The following is an 18,183-nucleotide window of genomic DNA, read 5'->3' as shown; positions in this document are numbered from 1 at the left end:
CGGCCCGTTGGGTCCGCCCTGCCACCCTGGGGCGGTGGCTGAGATGGCGATGTTCCCGCTCGGCTCGGTGCTGCTCCCGGCGATGCCGCTGCAGCTCCGGGTCTTCGAGGAGCGCTACCTGCTGATGCTCTCCGAGCTCGTGGCGGCGAAGGACGCACGCTTCGGCGTGGTCCTGATCGAGCGGGGCTTCGAGGTCGGCGGCGGCGACCACCGCTTCGGCATGGGGACGGTGGCCGACATCCTGCAGGTCGTGGCCGAGGACGGGGTCGTGGGCCTCGCGGCTCAGGGCTCGACCCGCTTCGAGATCGTGGAGTGGCTGGACGACGCCCCGCACCCGCGCGCGGAGGTACGGGTGCTGCCCGACCTGGTCTGGGACGAGGCTCTCGAACCGCTGCTCGTCGAGACCGAGCAGCTCGTCCGGCGCACGTTGGCCGAGGCCTCGGAGTTCGCCGAGACGGGCTGGTCGCCGGACGTGGAGCTCGCCGAGGACCCGATGGACCGCTGCTGGCAGCTCGCGGGCATCACGCCGCTGGGCGACCTGGACCGCCAGAGCCTGCTGCGGGTCGCGTCGACCGAGGAGCTGCTCCACCGGACCGCCGAGCTCACCCGCGACGCCCGCGTGCCCTTCTCGATGCCCTGGCCAGAGGACGAGTCCTAGCCCGGAGACCGGACGCGCTCAGGCGGGTCTCGCCGGCCCCGAGGTCCGGCGCTCGACGAGCTCGATCGGCATCATCACCTGGCGCGGTCCCTGGTCGGGGTCGAGGAGCATCCGGCCGATCTCGTGGCCGCGCTCGGTGATCGGCTGCCGGACGGTCGTGAGGCCGCGGGGCGCGGCGGCCGGGATGTCGTCGAAGCCGCAGACCGAGACCTGGCCGGGGACGTCCACGCCGGCGGCGAGCAGGCCCTCGAGCACGCCGAGCGCCAGCACGTCGCTCAGCCCGACGACGGCGGTCGGGAGGACCTCGCGCTCCAGCACCCACTCCGCGACGCGCTGGCCCGAGGCGAAGTCGTTCTGCCCGGCCGTGACCATCGTGATCCGGCCGCCCAGGGTGTCGGACAGCCCGGAGAGCCGGGAGGAGTAGTCGACGATCGCGATCCGCGGCGGGTCGACCACCTGGACCGCCGAACCCGCCGGCGCGTCCTCGGCGGGAGCGACCACGAGCACGTCGCCGTGGCCCAGCGCGGCCAGGTGCTCGCCGACGAGGACCCCCGTACGCCGGTCGTCGATCGCCACCCAGCTCGCGTCCGGGTCGTCGAGGGGGTCGGTCGTGACGACGCTGATGCCGCGGGCGCGGGCGAGGTCGGCGACGGGGTGGGTGGCCGGCAGGGAGAGCAGCGCCAGGGCGTCGATGTTGGCCCGCCGGACGACGGACAGGTCGGGCTCGCCGTGCTCGTCGAGGGGCAGCGGGAGCAGGACGATCGAGGTCGTGCGCTCGACCGCGGAGGCCAGCCCGGCGAAGAGGCCGACGGCGTACGGGTCGGAGAAGGCGTACGAGAGGTGTCCGGTCAGCAGGACGCCGACCGCGCCCGAGCGGCCCGTGCGGAGGGCTCGCCCGGCGGCGTCCGGCCCCGTGAACCCGAGCTCCGCCGCCACGGCGAGGATCCGGCTGCGTAGCTCGGCCGAGAGCTGGTCGGGGCGGTTGTAGGCGTTGGAGACCGTGGCCGGGGAGACCCCGACCTCGGCCGCCACCGTCTTGAGCGTGACCCGCGGCATCCGTCGACCCTACCGACGGACGCCGCGGGACGCTCGTCGCGACGGCGGCAGGGTCAGCGCTTGCGGCCGCGGGGGACCGGCAGCGGCTCGACCCCGGGCGTCCAGTTCAGGACGCTGGCGCGCTCGAGGAACTCGTCGCTGGAGATGTCGCCGCTCGCGAAGCGGGTGGCCAGGATCTCCCGGGCCTCGTGCTCCGGGCTGACCCGGCGGGCCCAGGGCGGGGCGCCGAGCTGACCGGTCTTGCGCAGGTAGAGCAGCGTGCCGGCGACCAGCAGCAGGAAGAGCAGGAACATGAGACCTCCGAGGAACGGGAAGAAGGGTCCGCCGTGGGCGGCCCACTGGGCGTGCTGGGCGGCGGCGTCGAGTCCGGGCCCGCCGGGTCCGTGTGGTGGCATGCCTCAACGATGTCCCGGTCGGGCCTCCCGCACATCGGGCGGCAGGCGACACCTCGCGTACGCCTCCTGACGTACGCCGGCTACGCGCCGGGACGGATGTGGGCCGGGCGTCGCGGCGCTAGGTTCGACGTCCAGGCCTGACGCACCCGAGGAGGAGCGACGTGACCCGATCGCGCCGGGTGCTACTGCTGAACGCCGCTCTCGGGCTGCTGGTCGCGTGGTTCGCCTGGGTCGGGGCGCACGTGGTCTGGCAGGACCGCGAGACCGGCCGCGCCCCGTACGGGGGTCCGCGCTACGGGGGCCCGGGTGGCGGCGGGGGGCCCGGGCGGCGCGGCGACGAGGTCCTCTGGGTCAGCGACGTGTCCTGGCTCGCGGTGCCGTTCCTCCTGCTGCTGGCGGCCGGGGTCGCGCTGCGCTGGCGCTGGCCGCGGGCCGCGTTCGTGGCCTGCGCGGTCGGCGTCGGCGGCTTCTTCGGCGTCACGAGCTTCTTCGGCCCGGTGCTGGTCGCGCTGGCGCTCACCGTCTACCCGATGGCCGTGACGCTTCCGCTGCGCCGCTGGGTGGGCCTGCTCGGCCTGCTCGTGCCGGTGGTGCTCGCCGCGCACGTCGGCGAGACCTACCTCGGCGCGCTGGACCCGCTCCTCTACGCCGAGCTCGTGATGGCCGTCGCCTTCGCCGTGCTGCCCGTCCTCGTCGCGCTGCTGCGCCGCGGGCGGCGCGAGGCCGTGCACCGCGAGCGCGAGGAGGACCGGCGCCGGACGGCGTACGAGGAGCGGCTGCGGATCGCCCGCGAGGTCCACGACGTCGTCGGCCACAGCCTTTCGGTCGTGACGATGCAGGCCGGCGTCGCGCTGCACGTGCTCGACAAGCAGCGGGCCGCGGGCGAGCCGGTCTCGCCCGAGGTGAGCGCCTCCCTGGAGGCGATCCGCCGCTCGAGCCGCGACGCCCTGGCCGAGCTGCGGACCACGCTGGGCATGTTCCGGGAGCCGGCCGGCGAGCCGCGGGCGCCGACGGCCGGGCTCGACCGGCTGGACGACCTCGTCGGGGCCCTGCGGGCGGCCGGTCGACGGATCGACGTCGTCCGCACGCCCGAGGACCTGGGCGAGCTGCCGGCGGCGGTGGACCAGGCGGCGTTCCGGATCGTGCAGGAGGCGCTCACCAACGTGGTGCGGCACGCGGGCGAGGCCCGGGCGACGGTCCGGGTCCTGCGCCGACCGGACGCGCTGGTCGTCGAGGTCGCCGACGACGGTCCGGGCGCGCCGCGGCTCGAGGAGGGCAACGGCATCCGCGGCATGCGGGAGCGGGCGGCGTCCCTCGGCGGACGCGTGGACGTGGGGCCGGGCGCCGGCGGCGGGCTCGTCCTCCACGCCGAGCTGCCGGTCGTGGCCGCCGCGCAGGTTATGCCGACGTGAGCGAGTCGACGGCCGCAGCCGGCCGCATCCGCGTCGTCGTCGTGGACGACCAGCCGCTGGTCCGGATGGGTCTGCGCACGTTGATCAACTCCGAGGACGACCTGGAGCTGGTGGGCGAGGGCGAGGACGGCCGCGCCGGCCTGGAGGTCGTCCGGCGGGTGCGCCCCGACGTCGTGCTGATGGACATCCGGATGCCCCGGCTGGACGGGATCGCCGCGCTGCGGGCCGTGGTCGCCGACCCCGCGCTCGCGGGCGTGCGGGTGATCGTGCTGACCACGTTCGAGACCGACGAGCACGTGTTCGACGCGCTGCAGGCGGGTGCCGCCGGCTTCCTGATCAAGGACTCGGAACCGGCCGACATGCTGCGGGCGATCCGGCTGGTCGCGGCGGGGGAGTCCCTGCTGTCGCCGTCGGTGACGCGGCGGGTGATCGCGTCGTTCACGGCGCGGGGCCCCGTGAACCGTGGCGGTCGCGACCGTCTCGGCGACCTCACCGAGCGGGAGCGCGAGGTGCTCGCCCTGATCGGCGAGGGCCTGAGCAACCACGAGATCGGCGCCCGGCTCGTGGTCAGCCCGGCGACCGCCCGTACGCACGTCAGCCGGGTGATGACCAAGCTGGGCGCGCGGGACCGCGCCCAGCTCGTGGTGATCGCCTACCAGTCGGGGCTGGTCCGCTGATCATGGTCTTAGGACCGTGATCAACGCGTCGGGGTCGTGACCAGCGGACGTTCCTCGTGCACGGGCCCGGCGGTGTCGATCAAGGACGTCGTGGAGAGCCCGAGCTTCCCGCGGGTGACGATGATCAGCACCAGGGCGATCACGCTCGTGGCGACCAGCTGCACGTGCAGCGGGTCGCGCATCACGTCCAGGGTGGGGAAGATCGTGGTCCACACCGAGCTGTAGGTGCTGTTGATGCCGGCGTGCAGCATCATCACGATCGGCAGGCTCTGGCCGGTGCGGTTGAAGACCCAGGTCATGACGAGGCTGAGCGGGACGCAGGCCGCCACGAACTCGATCGGCGCCCACGGCGAGACGTCCGGCCAGCCGCCCCAGTCGGTCATGAAGAGCGGCAGGTGCCAGCAGCCCCAGAGGGTGCCGAGCAGCACGGTGCCGCGGACGGCGCCGAAGCGCTCCTGCAGGCGGGGGAGGGCGAAGTCGCGCCAGCCCGGCTCCTCCGCCATCGCGGTGGTGAAGAACTGCAGCACGAGCATCGGCAGGTAGAGGGCGAGCAGGCTCAGGCCGGGGTTCGCGACGTGGCCCCACGAGGCGGGCAGCAGCATCGTCGTCGCGACCAGGATGGTCGGCACGCCGACCAGGACGCCGACGTACCAGCGCCAGCCGACCCGGAACCGCACGAGCCGGGCTCCCCAGTGCCGCAGGCCGGCGCGGCCGTCGACGAGCGCGGTCACGACGAACGCGGCCGTCAGCGGTCCGAGGAACGCGCCGGGAAGCACGCCCAGCAGCTGGCCGCCGGGCACGCTGAACCCCAGCACCCCCAGCCCGGTCCCGCCGAGCACGTACGGCGCCCAGGCCAGCCAGCTGAGACCGAAGGCGAGCAGGAAGAAGGCGGCGGTCGGGTGGCGACGGACGAGCGTCGTCACGCGGGGCTCCGCTGGGGAGGAGAGGTGGTTGATCAAGGGTTCCGAGGGCATCGGAGCGCTCCTGGTGGTGAAGGGATCGGACTCCGTCAACGCTAGAAATCCGGGGCCCGCCGCACGATCCCGCTGGCTGCCCGAACCGTGGTGCAGCAGGCTCTACTCTTCGGCCCGGACGGCCGGTCCGGCGCTCGTGCTGGCCTAGGGTCGGCGACGTGCAGGGTCACCGGGCGGGTGTGCTGCCGCGGTCCGCGGATCGCGGCGGTCCCGTCGTGGCGTCCGCCGGCTGGGGCGTACGGCTACGGGCGGCGGTCGACGCGCTGGAGCAGATCCTGGCGGGGCTGGCCACCGGCGTGCTCGCGCTGCTCGTCCTGGTCGTCGTCCTCGCGGTCGCCGCCCTCTGCCTCGTCGGGGTCGGGCTGCTCGCCGTGCCGGTCACGCTCCGGCTGCTGCGGGCCGTCGCCGACCGCGAGCGGGCCCGCCTCTCGCGCCCGGACTGGCCGCTCCCGCCCGCCGGTGCGGCGCCGGCCACGGCCCGCCTGGCCGCCCAGGACCCCGTGGTCCGCCGGGAGCTCGGCTGGCTCGTGCTGCACGCGACGTTCGGCGTGGCCGTCGGCCTGCTCGGGCTGACGATGCCGCTGTGGGTCGTGCAGGACGTGACGTTCCCGCTCTGGTACCGCCTGGTCGACCACGCGCCGAGCGTCGTCTTCGCCCGCGTCGACGGGCTCGGCGACGCCCTGCTCGTCGCGCTCCTCGGCCTCGTCTTCGCCGTCGCGTTCGTGGTCCTCGGGCCCCTGGTCGCCCGCCTGCAGGGCTGGCCGGGCGTCGCGCTGCTCGCTCCGCTCGGGGGTGACCTGTCCCGGCGCGTCGCCGAGCTCGTCAGCACGCGCGCCGCCGCGCTCGACGCGCACGCCGCCGAGCTCCGGCGCATCGAGCGCTCGCTCCACGACGGTTCCCAGAACCGGCTCGTCGCGGCCAACGTGCTCATCGGCGCCGCCCGTCGCGCGGTGGTCCGGGACCCGGCGGCCGCGGACGCGCTGCTCGAGAAGGCCCAGGCGGCGACCGAGCAGGCGCTCGCCGAGCTCCGCGGCGTCGTCCGCAGCATCCTGCCGCCGGTCCTGGACCGCGGCCTCGCCGAGGCGGTCGACGGGCTCGCGGCGGGCGCGCCAGTGCCGTGCGTCGTCGAGGTCGACCTCCGGGAGCGGTGCGCGGCCTCGGTCGAGGCGACCGCCTACTTCGCCGTGGCCGAGGCCGTGACGAACACCCGGCACAGCGGCGCGGCGCTCGTCCGGGTCGACCTCCGTACGGAGGCGGGCGAGCTCCTGCTCCGGGTGGCCGACGACGGCCACGGGGGTGCCGACGAGCGTCGCGGCTCCGGGCTGGCCGGCATCCGGCGGCGGGTGGAGGCGCACGACGGCACCTTCCGCCTGGACAGCCCGGCCTTCGGACCGACGGTCCTGGAGGTGCGGCTGCCGTGCGGGTCGTGATCGCGGAGGACGACCCGCTGCTGCGGGAGGGGCTCAGCCTGCTGCTGCGCGCCGAGGGGATCGAGGTCGTCGCCACCGCCGAGGACGCGACGTCGCTGCTCGCCGCCGTGGAGGAGCACGACCCCGACGTCGCCATCGTCGACGTCCGGATGCCGCCCACGCACACCGACGAGGGCATCGTCGCCGCGGTCGAGGCCCGGCGACGCCAGCCGGGGCTCGCGGTGCTGGTGCTGTCGGCGTACGTGGAGCAGAGCTTTGCCACTGACCTGCTCGCCACCGGCGCGGCCGGGCTCGGCTACCTGCTCAAGGAGCGGGTCGGCCGGGTCGAGGCGTTCCTCGTCGCGCTGCGCCGGATCGCGGACGGCGGGACGGCCATCGACCCCGAGGTCGTCGAGCAGCTGCTCACCCGCCGGACGGCCCGCAGCGCCCTGTCCCGGCTCAGCCCGCGCGAGCTCGAGGTCCTCGCCCTGATGGCCGAGGGCCTCGGGAACACGGCCATCGGCCGCACGCTCGTCATCACCGACGGGGCGGTCCACAAGCACATCCGAAGCATCTTCGCCAAGCTCGACCTGGCCCCCGACGACCAGGCCGACCGCCGGGTCGTGGCCGTCCTGCGCTACCTGCACGAGCCTCCCGGCCGCTGAGCCCCGCGTTTTCGGGCTCGGCGGTCCCGGGTATGTCGGTCTGGTGAGCGCCGCGACCACGACCGAGCCGAAGCCGGGCTTCCTCCGACGACTGACCCTGGCCTGCGCGTGGGGCGAGGGGGTCGACGGCTACGACCTCGGCGTGGTCAGCGTGACGCTGCCCTTCATCGCCACCGCGCTGGGCGCCGGCCCGGTCGAGGCCGGCCTGATCGGCGCGTCCTCCCTGATCGGCATCTTCGTCGGTGGCCCGCTGGCCGGCTTCCTGACCGACCGCTACGGCCGCCGGCTGATGTTCAGCGTCGACCTGCTGCTGTTCGTCGTGCTCGGCGCGCTGCAGGGCGTGGTCACCGAACCCTGGCAGCTGTTCGTCGTCCGGGTGCTGCTGGGCATGACGATCGGCGCCGAGTACGCCATCGGTGCCGCGATGCTGGCCGAGTTCGCCCCGGCCAAGGGCAGGGGCCGGCGCCTGTCCGGGCTGCTGGTCAGCTGGTACGTGGGCTACCTGCTCGCGGTCGTCGTCTCGTACGTGCTGCTCGACGCCGTCGGCCTGTCCTGGCGCTGGGTCCTCGTCACCAGCGCCGTCCCCGCCCTCGTGACGATGCTGCTGCGCCGCGGGCTGCCGGAGTCGCCGCGCTGGCTGATCAGCCGCGGGCGCGCCGACGAGGCCGAGCGCATCGTGGACTCCCGGCTCGGCGCGGGCTACTTCGCCCGGGAGGACTTCGGGGCCGAGGGGGAGGAGCAGGGCGGGCTGAAGGCGCTGCTCCGCAGGGGCAACCGCCGGCGCCTCGCCTTCATCTGCGTGTTCTGGGGGTGCAACGTCGCGCCGTACTTCGCGATCTTCACCTTCGCCCCGACCGTCCTGGAGTCCCTGCGGCTGGCGAACCCGGCCGCCGGGACCATCACCCTGAACGCCGTCGCCGCCCTCGGCGCCCTGGTCGGGATGCTGACCATCGAGCGGGTCGGGCGGCGGGTGCAGCTCATCCCGACCTTCTGGGTGATGGCCGCCGCGCTCACCGCCATCGGCCTGTGGGGAGGCGCCCCGGGCCTGGTCGTCGTGGCCCTCTTCGCGGTCTTCTCCTTCTGCAACGCGCTCCAGGCCAACCTCACCGCGGTCTACCCGATCGAGATGCTGCCGACGGAGGTCCGCAGCACCGGGGTCGGCATCGCCGCCGCGTGCAGCCGGGTGGCCGCCGCGGTCGGGACCTTCCTGCTCCCCGTCGGCATCACGACGCTGGGCACGGGCGCGTGCATGCTGATCGCGGCGGGCGTGTGCGTCGCCGGTGCCGTCGTCTCCCACGTGATGGCGCCCGAGACCACTGGCCGCGGGCTGCACGAGACGAGCCGCGCGCCGCTCGTCCCGGCCGCGGGGTGATCGACAGGGCGGCGCCGGAGCGGCACGATCGTGCCGTGGGTGGCGCGGTGATCCTCGTGACCGGGGTGATGGCCGCCGGCAAGTCGACGGTGGCCCAGCTGCTCGCCGAACGGTTCGACCGGTCGGTGCACGTGCGCGGCGACGTGTTCCGCCGGTTCGTCGTCTCCGGCGCGGTCGAGCCGTCCCCGGAGATGCCGCCCGAGGCGTACGCCCAGCTCCTGCTCCGCTACCGGATCGCCACGGCGGCGGCCGACGCGTACGCGGACGCGGGCTTCACCGCGGTGGTGCAGGACGTCGTCGTCGGTCCCGTCCTCGCGGACGTCGTCGCCATGATCCGCACCCGGCCGCGGTACGTGGTCGTGCTCGACCCCGACCCGGCCGTCGTCGCCGAGCGCGAGGCGGCGCGGCCGAAGACGGGCTACGGGCCGGCCTGGCGCCCCGAGGACTTCGTGGCGGACCTGCGATCGGCCACGCCCAGGATCGGGCTCTGGCTGGACACCTCGGACCAGGACCCGTCGACGACCGCGGCCGTCGTCCACGGTCGACTGGCCGAGGCCCTGGTCGACGACACGGTCGCGCCGGGGGACACCTCGCCGAACGCGGCGACTGCCTCCTAGGCTCGCGGGGTGGAGACGGGGACGCGCGCGATCGTCGAGCTGGCGTGGGCACGGCGGCTGGGGCTGCCCGACGACGCCCTCGAGCCGGGCACGTCGTGGCGGGTGACGCGGGTCGACGACGCGGTGGCCATGTTCGTGAGCCTGTGGGAGCACCGGGTGCTGGTCGGGCCGGACTGGCTGCTCGACCGGGCCGACGGCGTGGACGACAGCGTGCTGGCGTCGGGCTCGGGCCTGCTGGCGCTGACGGCCCCGACCCCCGGCGGCCGGGCCCGCGGGCGGCTGGTCGGGGAGGCGGTGCTGGGGTTCACGGACGTCTACCTCGAGCACGACGCCCTGGAGACGGTCGTGGTCGCCGACGACCCGCAGTCCGCCCACGACCTCGAGCGGCAGTGCCCGCCGGACGACGTGACCGAGGTCGGGCTCAGCGCGCGCTCCGACCGGTTCGTGCTGTTGGACGACCGCGAGGCCCCGGACGCCGGTTCCGGCTACGACGAGTGGGAGGGGATCCTCGCCCACCTCGGCGTGCTGGTCCCGCCGGCCGTGCGCCGCAGCGGCCTGGGCACGCTCGCCGGGGCGATGGCGACGAACGACGCGCTCGACTCCGGCCTCGTCCCCCAGTGGCGGTGCCGGCCGGAGAACGTGGCCGCGCTCGCCCTCGCCCGCCGCCTCGGCTTCGAGACGGTCGGGACGCAGACGACGGTGGCGCTCACCACCGCCGCGGACCTGGCCTGAGAGGGAGCGGTCGTGGAGCGGGTCACCGGCCTGGGCGATGTGTTCTTCCGGGCGGCGGACCCCGAGGGCCTCGCCCGCTGGTACGCCACCCACCTCGGCGTCGACCCGGCGCCCGCGTCGTACGGGGACACCTCGTGGTGGCAGCAGGCCGGCCCGACCGTGTTCACGCCGATGCCCGCCGACGCCCCGCACGTGGGCGGGCCCGGCCACCCGTGGGCGGTCAACTTCCGCGTCGCGGACCTCGGGGCGATGGTCGCGCAGCTCCGCGCAGCCGGGGTGGAGGTTGTCGTCGACCCGGAGACCTACCCGAACGGCACCTTCGCCGACCTGCACGACCCGGAGGGCAACCCCGTCCAGCTCTGGCAGCCCGCCGGCGTCGACGCGGTCTGAGCTCGTCCGCCGGTTTCCCGGCACCCGTCGCGGCGGACCGGCTTCTCGGAGGCGTATCGGGCGACGAGGGTCGAAAAACCGGCGGGACGCCGCTCAGGCGACCCGGGCGTCGTACGTCGCGCGCTCGGCGAGCACCTGGTCCATGTGGTCCTCGGCCCAGTCCTTCACCGCGCGCATGGTCTCGTGCAGGGACAACCCGAGCGCCGTGAGCTCGTAGGAGACGGTGACCGGCACGCTGGCGACCACGGTCCGGGTCACGAGGCCGTCGCGCTCGAGCGAGCGCAGGGTCTGGGTGAGCATCTTCTGGCTCACCCCCCCGAGCTGGCGGGCCAGCTCGGAGTAGCGCATCACCCGGGGCTCACCGCCACAGCGCTCGCCCGGGGCGTTCGTGCCGTCGGTGCCCAGCGCCGACAGGACGAGGGTGACCCACTTGTCGGACACCCGGTCGAGGAGCTGGCGGCTGGGGCAGGCCGCGAGGAACGCGTCGTACTCCACCCGGGCCTGCTCGCGCTGCTGCGCCGCGGTCGTCGTCGCCATGGTCGTCCTCCCAGGTGCCCTACGCACCTTCAGGTGCGTACTTCCGAATCGGATGGTACTTCCCACCATGGAGTTCGAGGAGCCGTCCGGGACCACCGCGCGGCCCGCCACGAGAGGCAGCCCATGACCACCACACCCGGCACCACCACGACCCCCGTCCCCGTCGCGGGCGCGCTCCCGGGCGGCACCTGGACGATGGGGGACCTCGAGGTCACCCGCTTCGGCTACGGCGCCATGCAGCTCGCCGGGCCGTGGGTGATGGGTCCGCCCGCCGACCACGACGGGGCGCTCGCCGTCCTGCGCGCGGCGGCCGACCTCGGCATCACCCACGTCGACACCAGCGTGGCGTACGGGCCACGGATCACGAACGAGCTGGTCCGCGAGGCGCTGCACCCCTACCCGGAGGGGCTGCACGTCGTGACGAAGGTGGGGTCGACCCGGGACGCCCAGGGCGGCTGGCCGCCGGCGCGTCGCCCCGACGAGCTGCGGCGCGCGGTGCAGAAGAACCTCGACACCCTCGGGCTGGACGTCCTCGACCTCGTCAACCTGCGGCTGGGCGACGCCGCGGGCCCGCAGCCGGGCTCGCTCGCCGAGGCGTTCACGACCCTCGTCGAGCTGCAGGAGGAGGGGCTGGTCCGGTACCTCGGCGTCAGCAACGCGACGCCCGACCAGGTGGCGGAGGCCCGGTCGATCGGGCCGGTCGTCTGCGTCCAGAACCTCTACAACCTCGCGCACCGCGACGACGACGCGCTGGTCGACGCGCTCGCCGCGGACGGGATCGCCTACGTGCCGTTCTTCCCGCTCGGCGGCTTCAGCCCGCTCCAGTCCGAGGCGCTGGCGGCGGTCGCCGTCGACCACGGGACGACCCCGATGGCGGTGGCCCTGGCCTGGCTGCTGCAGCGCTCGCCGAACGTGCTGCTGATCCCGGGCACCTCGTCGGTCGCGCACCTGCACGAGAACGTGGCCGGTGCGGCGCTCCGGCTCACCGACGAGGACCTGGTCGCGCTGGACCGGATCGGTCGGCCGGGGCCGGCCGGGGCCTGAGCCCCGCCGACCCTCGGGGTCAGTCCTTCGTCGTGGGGTGCACGACGTCGGCGTCGATGACCGAGGACGCGCCCGCGGCGCGCGCGTTCACGTTGGTCGTGCGCTCGTTCAGCCGGCTGATCGACTCGGTGTCGCCCAGCGGCACGACCACGTGGACGCTGTCGCCGGCGGCCACGTCCGGGTGCTCGAGCACCTGGTCCACGAGCTCGCCGCGGGCGCCGGGCGGGGTGACGCCGCGGCGGGCGCTGAGGGCGACCTTGGCGGGGTCCGCCGGCTCCGGGGTGGTCGAGATGTCGGCGGAGGCCACGACCTGGCCGTCGCGGCTGACCTGGACGGAGTCGTGGGTCTGGGGGGCGTCGTGCCCGTCGGTGCGGCCGGTCATGGTTCTCCTCGTGCGTTTCGTCGGAGCCGCAGAGGGGAAGGCATCGACCTGGGCCACGGCTGGCGCAACCATCGCACCGCAGCGCGGCCGTTGTCCACGCGCGTCGGCGCGCCCCTCCGCCACCTTTTGGAGGGCGCCCGACGGGACCCGCGGGCGCCCCCGGTCCGGGCTCAGTTCAGGGCGCGGGTCCCGGCCGGCAGGGTGCCGCCCCCGACGACCGCGGCGGCGGCGTCCTGGAGCGCGGTGAGGGCGACGCGCTGGGTGAAGGGGCCCGTCGAGACGCGGGCGACGCCGAGCTCCTGCAGCTCGCGGGTCGGCAGCGAGACGCCGGGAACGCTGATCACGGTCAGGCGCTGCGGCCCGAAGGCGGCGGCCACCGTACGGATCTCCTCGCGGTCCACCAGCCCCGGCACGAAGACGACGGGGGCGCCGGCGGCGAGGAAGGCCCGACCACGCCGGACGACCTCGTCGAGCACCTGCGCCCGCGGGGTGTCGCCGGCCCGGACGACGGCGTCGGTCCGCGCGTTGAGCACGAAGTCGATGCCGGCCTCGCGACCGGCCGCCAGGACCGCCTCGACGGCGGCGACGGCCTCGTCCAGCGGCTTCATCTGGTCCTCGAGGTTGCCGCCGACGACGCCCGCCTCGATGGCGCGGCGCGCGGTCGCGCCGGCGTCGCCGTAGCCGGCCTCGAGGTCCATGCTCACCGGCAGGTCCACGGCGGCCACGATGCGGGCGACCATGTCGAGGTGCAGGTCGAGCGGGATGTTCTCCCCGTCCGGGTAGCCGAACGTCGCCGCGATCGAGTGGCTGGCGGTGGCGAGGGCGGCGACCCCGGGGGTCGCCGCCACGGTCGTCGCGGACACGACGTCCCAGACGTTGGCCAGGACGAGGACGTCCGGGGAGGTGTGGAGGTCCAGCAGGGTGCGCGCGCGGGCGGCGAGGTCGGTCACGGCGGGGCCAACCTCCCCGACGGGGCCGGCATTCCCCGCCCCGGCCGTACGGGTCCGCCGTACGCCCCCGGCCGTCCCGAGGCTCAGGAGCCGGTCGCCTCCTCCGCGCTCTCGCCGGTCACGTCCTGCGCGGCCACGTCGAGCAGGTCGTGCCCGCCCAGGGGGTCCGCGTGCCAGCGCTCGAGGTGCCACCCCGACTCCCGGTCGCCCTCGAGCGTGGCCATCCCGGTGTTGGCGATGCTGAGCTCCGCCGCGCGCTCCACGGACAGGTGCGCGGCCAGCGCGCTCCAGACGCGGATCGCCGCGCCGTGGCTGAACACGGCCACCGTCTCGCCGGGGTGCCGCTCGGCCAGGGCGGCGATCGCGTCGTCGTAGCGGCGCCAGAAGGCGTGCCCGTCGGGCCCGCCCGGCATCGCGTGGTCGAGGTCGCCGGCCATCCAGGCGGCGAGCGCGTCGACGTAGCCCTGGATGCCCTCCGGGTCCTCGCGCATCTCGAGCGCACCGGCCGAGACCTCCTCCAACCCGGGCCGCACCTCGGCGGTCACCCCGCGCGCGGCGGCCAGCGGGGCCGCGGTCAGCTGGGTGCGGACGAGCGGGCTCGCGTACACGGCGACCACCTGCTCGTCGGCCAGCGCGGCGGGCACGGCGGCCGCCTGGGCCTGGCCCAGGTCGGTCAGCCCGAGGCCGGGGAACGCGGTGTCGAGCGCGCCCCGGACGTTCGCGGGCGTCTGCCCGTGGCGGATCAGCAGCAGCCGCACGGGCCGCTCCCTTCGGTCGAGGTGGTCGGGTCGGGGGGTGTGTCAGGGGGTGGGGAGCGGACGGCGTCAGGCCGGCGGCGTCGTCCGCAGCCGGCGCCGCAGCCCCAGCCACACGCGGGCGTCGTCCAGCAGGTAGCGCCGCCAGAGCCGCCGCGGTTCGCGGGCCAGCCGGACCGCCCACTCGAGGCCGTGCCGGCGGGCCCAGTCGGGAGCACGGTAGGCGGTGCCGGCGACGTACTCCGGTGCCGACCCGACGGCGAGCAGCAGCCGCCCGCCCGTCCGTGCGCCGTGGTCGCGGAGCCACCGCTCCTGGCGGGGCTTGCCGAGGCTGACGACGACGACGTCGGCCCGTCGGTCGGCGACCCAGCGGGCCAGCTGCTCCCCGGAACCCGCGCGGTCGAGCCACGCCCAGGCGACCTCGCGCGTGCCGGCGTCGACGAGGCCCGGGTACTGCTCGGCGAGCGCCGCCGGCCACCGCTCGCGCAGCACCGGCCCACCGCCGACGAGCACCACGCGCGCGCCGACCTCGGCGCCCAGCCGCAGCGCCTCGGGCAGCAGCTCGCTGCCCGTGTGCAGCTCGACGGGTCGCCGCGCGGTGCGCTCGACGGCCCGCAGCAGCGGGACGCCGTCGAGCAGCGTCCGCCAGCGCACGCCGTCGACCGTCTGGTCGGGCGGGAGGTCGAGGCCGCCGGCCGCGAAGTGGTGCAGGTGGTCGAGGTTGGCCGAGGCGATCGCCAGCGGGACCCCGCCGCCGAGCGCGGACGCCATCTCGTCCAGAATCTCCTCGCGCGAGCACAGGTCGATGTGCACGTCGTCGACGCGGGCCCCGGTGGGCGCCCCGGACGAGGGGTGGTGCTGCTCGATGGTCGTCGACCCGCTCTCTGCGTGGCTGTCGTCGGACGAACTTATCGGCGAGGGCGGTCACTGCCTGAGCTGGGTGAACCCCGCCCACCCCGGCTACGCCTACCCCGAGCTCAGCGGGCTGCTGCTCAGCCTGCTGGTCCGGTCCGGCTCGGCGCCCGCCCGCGCCCGGCAGCTGCACGACGCGCTGTGCGTCGGCGCCTCGCCGGACGGCGTACGACGCGGGGCGACGACGTACGCCTTCGACACCGCGATGGCGCTGCGCGGGGTCCTCGAGCACCGCGGCGAGCAGGGGGCCGGCGACTTCCCGGCGCGGGAGTGGACGGCCACGCTGGTGGAGGCGGTCGGGAGCGGCCGCGGGTGCGCGCCGGCGCCGCCGTGGCGTGCGGACACGCGCTGGAGCCTCGCCTTCGGGGCCCACGAGGCCAAGCTGGCGGGCGCGCTCGTGCCGGCGGACCGGCTGGGCCTGCCCGGCGCCGCTGACGCCGTCGACCGGCTGCGGGACGGGACGGTCGCGCTGCAGGAGCCGGACGGGCGGTTTCGGGTGCACGCCCTGTCGCCGCTGACCTACCTGCACGCGCACTGCTACGCCGTCGAGGGCCTGCTCATGGCCGGCGGCGCGGACGAGGCCGTCCGGGCCGGCGTCGCCTGGCTGGCGCAGGTCCAGCGGCCCGACGGCGGGTTCCCGGCGTGGGCCGGCCCGTACGAGGGCGACAACCCGCTGCGCACCGACGTCACGGCGCAGGCCGTCCGGCTCTTCCGCCTGGTCGACCCCACCGGCTACGCGTCCGAGGTCGCCGCCGGCTCCGCGTTCCTGCTCTCCTGCGTCCACCCCGACGGCGGCGTCCGCTACGAGCCCGGCTCCGAGGACCGGACGGCCTGGCCGACGATCTTCGCCGCGCAGGCCCTCGCGCCCGACGGCCACGTGCTGCGGGCCGTCCGGGGGAGCGACCTCGTATGAGCCTCCGCAGCCGCGTCGGCACGCTCGTCGTCGGCCTCGGCCCGGCGGGGCTCGCCCTGCTGTCCGCCGCCGAGCAGGGTGGCGTGCTCGATGCGCTCCTCGACGGCGGGCTGCGCGTGGTGGACCCGGTCCTCGCCCGCGCCGGGTCGGGGCGGCTCGGGGACTACGCCGTCCGGTCCGACACCGCGGGGCGGGTGTTCGTCGAGGCCGCGTACGCCGGCGCGCCACCCCGCAAGGGCCCGGGCGCCGACCTCTGCGACCGCTGCGGGACCGACGACCCGGTGCCGCTCGGCACGGCGGCCGCGCTGCTGGCCGCCGCCGCGCGCCCGGTCCTGGACCGGGTCGGGGCCGCCGACCCGGACGCGACCGTGGCCGGGCGGGTCGTCGCGCTGCAGCCCGGGCCGGACGGCACGCGGGTCGTCGTCGAGACGGCGACCGGACGGTCCGCGTCCGTGGCCGAGCACGTGGCCGAGCGGGTCGTCGTCGCGAACGGGGGCCGGCCGCACGTCGCGTCGGAGGTTGCGCGCCTCGCGCCGGGAGCGGTCCACAGCGACGCCGTCATCGGGCGCCGGGTGCCCGTGCCCGACGGCCCGGTCACCGTCGTCGGCGGCTCGCACAGCGCCTTCTCGGCGGCCCGGGTGCTGCTCGACGCCGACCCCGGGCGCCGCCGGCCGGAGGGGTGGCTCACGCTCGTGCACCGCTCGCCGGTCCGCGTGACCTACCCGGACGCCGCCGCGGCGACCCGGGACGGGTGCGCCTTCGGGCCCGAGGACGTCTGCCCGCAGACCGGCCGGGTCTTCCGCCTCGGCGGCCTGCGCGGCGACTCCGCCGCCCTCTACCGCTCGGTGCGCGACGGCGAGGAGCCCCGCGTACGGCTGCACCACGGCCCGCTCGCGCCCGCGCACGTCCGGGGCGCGGGACTCGTGGTGGCCGCGACCGGCTACCGCGAGGCCGTGTCCCCGCTGCTGCCGGGGCGCCCGGGCCGGACGTCCTTCGACCCGTCGGGCGCGCTGGTCGTCGACGGCGCGCCGGTCCCGGGGATCGTCGGGATGGGGCTGGGCGCGGGCCGCCACCGGGACGCGGGCACGGGCGGCGAGGCGTCGTTCTCGGGGCGGATCGACGGCGTCTGGTTCTACCGCAACGTGGTGGCGCCGGCGCTGCTGGCGCGGCTGGGCTGAGGGTCCGCGACGCCGAGCAGCCCGGCGATCGCGTCGACGCAGCGCTGGGCGGCGTGACCGTCCCCGTACGGGTTGGGCCCCGTGGTGCGCCGCGGCCGGTCGAGCGCGGCCTCGAGCGCGGCGGCCACCTCGCCCGGGTCGGTCCCGACCACGGTCGCGGCACCGCTGCGGACGCCCTCGGGCCGTTCGGTGACGGCCCGCAGCACGAGCACCGGCACGCCCAGGGTCGGCGCCTCCTCCTGCACGCCGCCGGAGTCGGTCAGCACGACGGTGGCCGCGGCGAGCAGCCGGAGGAACGGCCCGTGCGGGAGCGGCTCGACGACCAGCGCGTGCGGCGAGGCGACGAGCGGGGCCAGCGCCTCGAGCACCACCGGGTTGGGGTGGGCCGGCACGACCACCGTGCTGTCCCCGCGGCGCTCGAGCACCTTCGCCACGACCTCGGCCACGGCCCGCATCGGCTCGCCCCAGCTCTCGCGCCGGTGCATGGTCAGCACGACGACCTTGCGGTCGCCCGCGACCACGCGGGCGAGCCGGGGGTCCGCCAGCGGTCCGGACGCCCGGCCCAGGAGCGCGTCGACCACGGTGTTCCCGGTGACCCGGACGGTCGTGGGGTCGTGGCCCTCGGCGAGCAGGTTCGCGCGGGCGTCCTCGGTCGGCGCCAGGTGCAGGGCGGCGAGGACCGCGATCATCCGCCGGTTGGCCTCCTCGGGGAAGGGTTCGCGGGGCGAGCCGGTGCGCAGCCCGGCCTCCACGTGGACCACGGGGACCCGGCGGTAGAAGGCGGCCTGCGCGGCGGCCAGGCTCGTGGCGGTGTCGCCCTGCACCACGACGGCGGCGAGCTCGAGGGTGGCCAGCAGGTCCGCGGTCGCCTGCAGCATCGCGGCGACCCGGTCGGCCAGGTGCTCCGTACGCCGCACCGGAAGCGTGACGTCCACCTCCACGCCGAGCTCGGCCAGCGCGCCGGGCAGCAGGTCGAGCTGCTGGCCGGTGCTGATGACGACGGGACGCAACGTCGGTGAGCGTCGCAGCGCGGCGACCACGGGCGCGAGCTTGACCACCTCGGGCCGCGTGCCCAGCACCACCCCGACGGGCAGGCGCGTCGCGGGACCCCCCGGTTCCATAGCCCGAGAACCTACGGCCCCGGGGCGCCCGCGT

21 protein-coding genes are annotated in these 18,183 nt (G+C 75.9%); 12 read left to right on the top strand and 9 right to left on the bottom strand.

Annotated elements, in window-relative coordinates:
• The first annotated feature begins 43 nt into the window (after positions 1–43).
• Positions 44–658 carry an LON peptidase substrate-binding domain-containing protein gene (locus ABD665_RS06830; protein ID WP_344741936.1) on the top strand — a complete coding sequence of 205 codons (615 nt, stop codon included), beginning with the start codon at positions 44–46 and terminating at the stop codon, positions 656–658.
• An 18-nt stretch (positions 659–676) separates the two neighbouring features.
• On the opposite strand, the gene ABD665_RS06825 is transcribed toward ABD665_RS06830, so the two are convergent.
• Complete coding sequence (locus ABD665_RS06825) at positions 677–1,714, bottom strand: substrate-binding domain-containing protein (protein WP_204911647.1); 1,038 nt, start codon at positions 1,712–1,714, stop codon at positions 677–679.
• Between the two features lie 53 nt (positions 1,715–1,767).
• Positions 1,768–2,109, bottom strand: coding sequence for an SHOCT domain-containing protein (locus ABD665_RS06820; protein WP_204911648.1), 342 nt, complete (start codon positions 2,107–2,109; stop codon positions 1,768–1,770).
• Between the two features lie 161 nt (positions 2,110–2,270).
• On the opposite strand from ABD665_RS06820, the gene ABD665_RS06815 reads away from it, so the two are divergent.
• Both ABD665_RS06815 and ABD665_RS06810 read left to right on the top strand, forming a co-directional pair.
• Positions 2,271–3,521: a histidine kinase gene (locus ABD665_RS06815; protein ID WP_204911649.1), complete on the top strand. Its 1,251-nt coding sequence runs from the start codon at positions 2,271–2,273 to the stop codon at positions 3,519–3,521.
• Positions 3,518–4,198 carry a response regulator gene (locus ABD665_RS06810; protein WP_344741565.1) on the top strand — a complete coding sequence of 227 codons (681 nt, stop codon included), beginning with the start codon at positions 3,518–3,520 and terminating at the stop codon, positions 4,196–4,198. The genes ABD665_RS06815 and ABD665_RS06810 overlap by 4 nt, the downstream gene beginning before the upstream one ends.
• Positions 4,199–4,218: 20 nt before the next feature.
• Here ABD665_RS06810 and ABD665_RS06805 read toward each other — a convergent pair whose 3' ends face one another.
• On the bottom strand, positions 4,219–5,172 hold the full coding sequence (locus tag ABD665_RS06805) for a CPBP family glutamic-type intramembrane protease (protein ID WP_204911650.1): 954 nt from the start codon (positions 5,170–5,172) through the stop codon (positions 4,219–4,221).
• 158 nt (positions 5,173–5,330) lie between these two features.
• On the opposite strand from ABD665_RS06805, the gene ABD665_RS06800 reads away from it, so the two are divergent.
• From ABD665_RS06800 to ABD665_RS06775, 6 genes are read left to right on the top strand one after another with little or no spacing between them, the layout of a single operon-like run.
• Positions 5,331–6,602 carry a sensor domain-containing protein gene (locus ABD665_RS06800; protein WP_204911651.1) on the top strand — a complete coding sequence of 424 codons (1,272 nt, stop codon included), beginning with the start codon at positions 5,331–5,333 and terminating at the stop codon, positions 6,600–6,602.
• Complete coding sequence (locus tag ABD665_RS06795; protein ID WP_204911652.1) at positions 6,590–7,246, top strand: response regulator; 657 nt, start codon at positions 6,590–6,592, stop codon at positions 7,244–7,246. Before ABD665_RS06800 ends, ABD665_RS06795 begins: the two co-directional genes overlap by 13 nt.
• A gap of 43 nt (positions 7,247–7,289) precedes the next feature.
• The gene (locus ABD665_RS06790; RefSeq protein WP_204911653.1) at positions 7,290–8,618 is read left to right on the top strand and encodes an MFS transporter; all 1,329 of its coding nucleotides are present in this window, start codon (positions 7,290–7,292) and stop codon (positions 8,616–8,618) included.
• 35 nt (positions 8,619–8,653) lie between these two features.
• Positions 8,654–9,235 (top strand): AAA family ATPase, encoded by a 582-nt coding sequence (locus ABD665_RS06785; RefSeq protein WP_344741561.1) that lies wholly within the window; start codon positions 8,654–8,656, stop codon positions 9,233–9,235.
• 9 nt (positions 9,236–9,244) lie between these two features.
• Complete coding sequence (locus tag ABD665_RS06780) at positions 9,245–9,967, top strand: GNAT family N-acetyltransferase (RefSeq protein ID WP_204911654.1); 723 nt, start codon at positions 9,245–9,247, stop codon at positions 9,965–9,967.
• Positions 9,968–9,979: 12 nt separating this feature from the next.
• The gene (locus ABD665_RS06775; protein WP_204911655.1) at positions 9,980–10,357 is read left to right on the top strand and encodes a VOC family protein; all 378 of its coding nucleotides are present in this window, start codon (positions 9,980–9,982) and stop codon (positions 10,355–10,357) included.
• A gap of 93 nt (positions 10,358–10,450) precedes the next feature.
• Here the strand turns inward: ABD665_RS06775 and ABD665_RS06770 are convergent, their stop codons facing one another.
• Positions 10,451–10,894 (bottom strand): winged helix-turn-helix transcriptional regulator, encoded by a 444-nt coding sequence (locus ABD665_RS06770; protein ID WP_204911656.1) that lies wholly within the window; start codon positions 10,892–10,894, stop codon positions 10,451–10,453.
• 123 nt (positions 10,895–11,017) lie between these two features.
• On the opposite strand from ABD665_RS06770, the gene ABD665_RS06765 reads away from it, so the two are divergent.
• Positions 11,018–11,938 (top strand): oxidoreductase, encoded by a 921-nt coding sequence (locus tag ABD665_RS06765; RefSeq protein WP_204911657.1) that lies wholly within the window; start codon positions 11,018–11,020, stop codon positions 11,936–11,938.
• A gap of 19 nt (positions 11,939–11,957) precedes the next feature.
• On the opposite strand, the gene ABD665_RS06760 is transcribed toward ABD665_RS06765, so the two are convergent.
• From ABD665_RS06760 to ABD665_RS06745, 4 genes are all read right to left on the bottom strand, one after another.
• On the bottom strand, positions 11,958–12,320 hold the full coding sequence (locus tag ABD665_RS06760) for a hypothetical protein (protein ID WP_204911658.1): 363 nt from the start codon (positions 12,318–12,320) through the stop codon (positions 11,958–11,960).
• A gap of 170 nt (positions 12,321–12,490) precedes the next feature.
• Positions 12,491–13,270 carry an isocitrate lyase/phosphoenolpyruvate mutase family protein gene (locus ABD665_RS06755; RefSeq protein ID WP_204911659.1) on the bottom strand — a complete coding sequence of 260 codons (780 nt, stop codon included), beginning with the start codon at positions 13,268–13,270 and terminating at the stop codon, positions 12,491–12,493.
• Between the two features lie 83 nt (positions 13,271–13,353).
• A complete protein-coding gene (locus ABD665_RS06750) occupies positions 13,354–14,028 on the bottom strand; it encodes a histidine phosphatase family protein (RefSeq protein ID WP_204911660.1) in 675 nt (224 codons plus the stop codon).
• A 66-nt stretch (positions 14,029–14,094) separates the two neighbouring features.
• Positions 14,095–14,838, bottom strand: a complete 744-nt coding sequence (locus ABD665_RS06745; RefSeq protein WP_204911661.1) for a WecB/TagA/CpsF family glycosyltransferase — start codon at positions 14,836–14,838, stop codon at positions 14,095–14,097.
• On the opposite strand from ABD665_RS06745, the gene ABD665_RS06740 reads away from it, so the two are divergent.
• On the top strand, positions 14,831–15,850 hold the full coding sequence (locus ABD665_RS06740) for a prenyltransferase/squalene oxidase repeat-containing protein (protein ID WP_204911662.1): 1,020 nt from the start codon (positions 14,831–14,833) through the stop codon (positions 15,848–15,850). The two genes, ABD665_RS06745 and ABD665_RS06740, sit on opposite strands and share 8 nt — an antisense overlap.
• Positions 15,847–17,028 carry a hypothetical protein gene (locus ABD665_RS06735; RefSeq protein WP_204911663.1) on the top strand — a complete coding sequence of 394 codons (1,182 nt, stop codon included), beginning with the start codon at positions 15,847–15,849 and terminating at the stop codon, positions 17,026–17,028. Before ABD665_RS06740 ends, ABD665_RS06735 begins: the two co-directional genes overlap by 4 nt.
• On the opposite strand, the gene wecB is transcribed toward ABD665_RS06735, so the two are convergent.
• Positions 16,983–18,149 (bottom strand): non-hydrolyzing UDP-N-acetylglucosamine 2-epimerase, encoded by a 1,167-nt coding sequence (wecB, locus tag ABD665_RS06730; protein ID WP_204911664.1) that lies wholly within the window; start codon positions 18,147–18,149, stop codon positions 16,983–16,985. The two genes, ABD665_RS06735 and wecB, sit on opposite strands and share 46 nt — an antisense overlap.
• Between the last annotated feature and the right edge of the window lie 34 nt (positions 18,150–18,183).

Source organism: Microlunatus spumicola (assembly GCF_039536445.1).
Classification (GTDB): domain Bacteria; phylum Actinomycetota; class Actinomycetes; order Propionibacteriales; family Propionibacteriaceae; genus Microlunatus; species Microlunatus spumicola.
Note: the sequence above shows the minus strand (reverse complement) of the source record. Positions and strands in the feature narration are given on the sequence as shown.